The sequence below is a fragment of the Pseudomonas sp. KSR10 genome (assembly GCF_022355455.1).
Taxonomy (GTDB): Bacteria; Pseudomonadota; Gammaproteobacteria; order Pseudomonadales; family Pseudomonadaceae; genus Stutzerimonas; species Stutzerimonas stutzeri_E.
The window spans coordinates 1-2,097 of sequence record NZ_JAKOEN010000013.1; the positions used below are offsets into that span (position 1 = coordinate 1).

3 protein-coding genes are annotated in these 2,097 nt (G+C 57.5%); all 3 read left to right on the top strand.

The annotated features are described in order from the left end of the window. Positions 1-239 precede the first annotated feature (239 nt). The 3 genes from MCB86_RS05805 to MCB86_RS05815 are packed head-to-tail and all read left to right on the top strand — an operon-like array spanning position 240 to position 1,944. A complete protein-coding gene (locus MCB86_RS05805; protein WP_239610280.1) occupies positions 240-797 on the top strand; it encodes a PAAR domain-containing protein in 558 nt (185 codons plus the stop codon). Further along, complete coding sequence (locus MCB86_RS05810) at positions 794-1,576, top strand: hypothetical protein (protein ID WP_239610281.1); 783 nt, start codon at positions 794-796, stop codon at positions 1,574-1,576. Before MCB86_RS05805 ends, MCB86_RS05810 begins: the two co-directional genes overlap by 4 nt. Next, the gene (locus MCB86_RS05815) at positions 1,561-1,944 is read left to right on the top strand and encodes a hypothetical protein (protein ID WP_239610282.1); all 384 of its coding nucleotides are present in this window, start codon (positions 1,561-1,563) and stop codon (positions 1,942-1,944) included. Before MCB86_RS05810 ends, MCB86_RS05815 begins: the two co-directional genes overlap by 16 nt. Positions 1,945-2,097 lie beyond the last annotated feature (153 nt).

Consider the following 2,097-nt stretch of genomic DNA (forward strand, 5'->3'; position numbering starts at 1 on the left):
TCTTTCGTGGACCAATATCGAGGCGGGACTTTTTCAACAGAATCGGCCAAATGCGGTCATTGAGCATCTACGAAACAAAGGAAGATTCCGACCTCCAACTCCATGGCGCATAGGACCTCGTTGGAGCTGACCATAAATGCAATGCGCGACGAAGATCACCGCAACGCTCTAACCCGTTAGCTACAGTAGGCAGTGACCCAACGGATCCATATTTGGACGAAACCACGAGAAGGACTCTCATGTCAGGCAAACCCGCAGCTCGCCTGAGCGACCCAACCTCCTGCCCGGTCCCCGGACATGGCACACCGGCCATCACGTCCGGCTCCCCGGATGTGCTGTTCAATAACCTCCCCGCTGCGCGCCTTGGAGATGCTGCTGGCTGTGGCCAGGCCATATCCGGTGCTTTCTCCTCCACCGTATTTATCAACGGCAAGAATGCCGCGATGCTAGACAGCACGCTGAGCCATGGCGGAGTAATCATCGGCGGATCGGGTGATGTGCTGATTGGCGATACGGTTATCACGTCGCCCTTCACCGCTCCGCCACCTCTGGCGACCGACAAATGGATCAGCTTCCAGATTCCGGCAACTGAGTGTTACACCGGTTGGAAGTGCATCGCCCACTTCGATGACGGATCTAGCCTTGATGGCGTCATCGGCAGCGACAACCGAGTGGCCTTTGGCAATCTCTCGGGGTCAATCTGCACCCGCGTTGAGATCCCCGTACCAGAGGCTGGCGAGCAGCCCGCCGTAACGGACAAGCTGCTCGCTATCATCTTTGAGAGTAGCCAAGTATGACGGGGAGCATTGAGGTACTTGGCCAATACCAGACTCAGAGCGTTCACACCCTGCCCGGCTCGCCACTCGACGAGGCCCTCGCCAGCATGGAAGGCGTGGCGACAAGATTTTCACTTGATGCCATCAACGACGCGCAGACACGCGCCAGCTACGCCGCAAACATCAAGCGGATATCCGCTCAGGTACGGTCGGATGTGGCAGCAGGCAAGATAAGCAGCCAGGCAGGGGTCGAGTTCTGCCACGAGATGCGCAACAAAATCATGGCGGAGCACCGCAAGCTGACTTCGGCTACCGGGCTCGCCAAAGCACAGCAGCACAAGCAAACTCCACCAACCCTGCCTGAACTATTCGAAAAGTACGCCACCCGCAAGTTTGGTAAGCCCTACGAGGCGCTCACGATCGAGCAAAAGCGGCAGATCCACTATGAAGTCCTTGAATCCTCTGGCCGGGATAACGCCAAGTTTACAAAGGGCTCGGATCGCCTGCGCATCATGGGCAAGGTAGGCATCATGGTCACTGCGGCATTTGCCACATACGAGATCCTCAATGCTGATAACAAGGTAAAGGAGACTGCACGCCAAGGCATGATTATCGGCGCCGGCGCTGCCGGCGGGTTTCTCGCAGGCCTTGGCGTCTCGCTCGTCTGCGGCCCTGGCGCTCCTTTCTGTGCCATTGCCTTGGTACTTGCAGGCAGTGCAGCTGGCGGAGTTGCAGGCAGCCTGGCGGCCGATGCCCTAGATGACGAACTCGAGGAGCTCTCCAAGTGGGAAGTGTTTTGACACACGACGACAAAGTTCGTTTATGGTCGGCGCTTTCAGATGTCTTCATCGACAACGAGATCGATTATCCGGCAATAGCACGGGAGGTGGCAGGATACGACCGTGCTGCGGTAAAGGAAGCCTTCTTCGAGGAGGTGGCACCCGTCTGCTACTCGAACATGCAGGCACCTATACCACCGATATGGACGGCATTCGACAGCACCCGGCTTGCCGATACCATTGACAACAACCAGCAGGCTCGTCGGAGTTCCAGGTTCCGCCGCATGCGCCACAAAGTTCTGGTCGCTTACCTGCGTTTTCGACTTCGTGGGGATTGGAGTCGCATCGAGCAAGAGTTGGAAGGGCAAGATTCGCAAAGGGCTGGCTGAGAATTGGATAATAGCGCTGCCTGCTGCGCATCGAGCGAGCCAGGCCGTCTCGCCCCGTGAGAGCGCCCATCGTTGAAGCGAAGAAGCAGTGGCGATGACTGGTTTCGGCCGATTCTGTTGAAAAAGTCGCTCTCCGAGGGAGTTGCTTTTCGG

Coding starts and splice junctions, on each gene's coding strand:
- MCB86_RS05810 (WP_239610281.1), top strand. CDS start 794: ATGACGGGGAGCATTGAGGTACTTGGCCAATACCAGACTCAGAGCGTT.
- MCB86_RS05805 (WP_239610280.1), top strand. CDS start 240: ATGTCAGGCAAACCCGCAGCTCGCCTGAGCGACCCAACCTCCTGCCCG.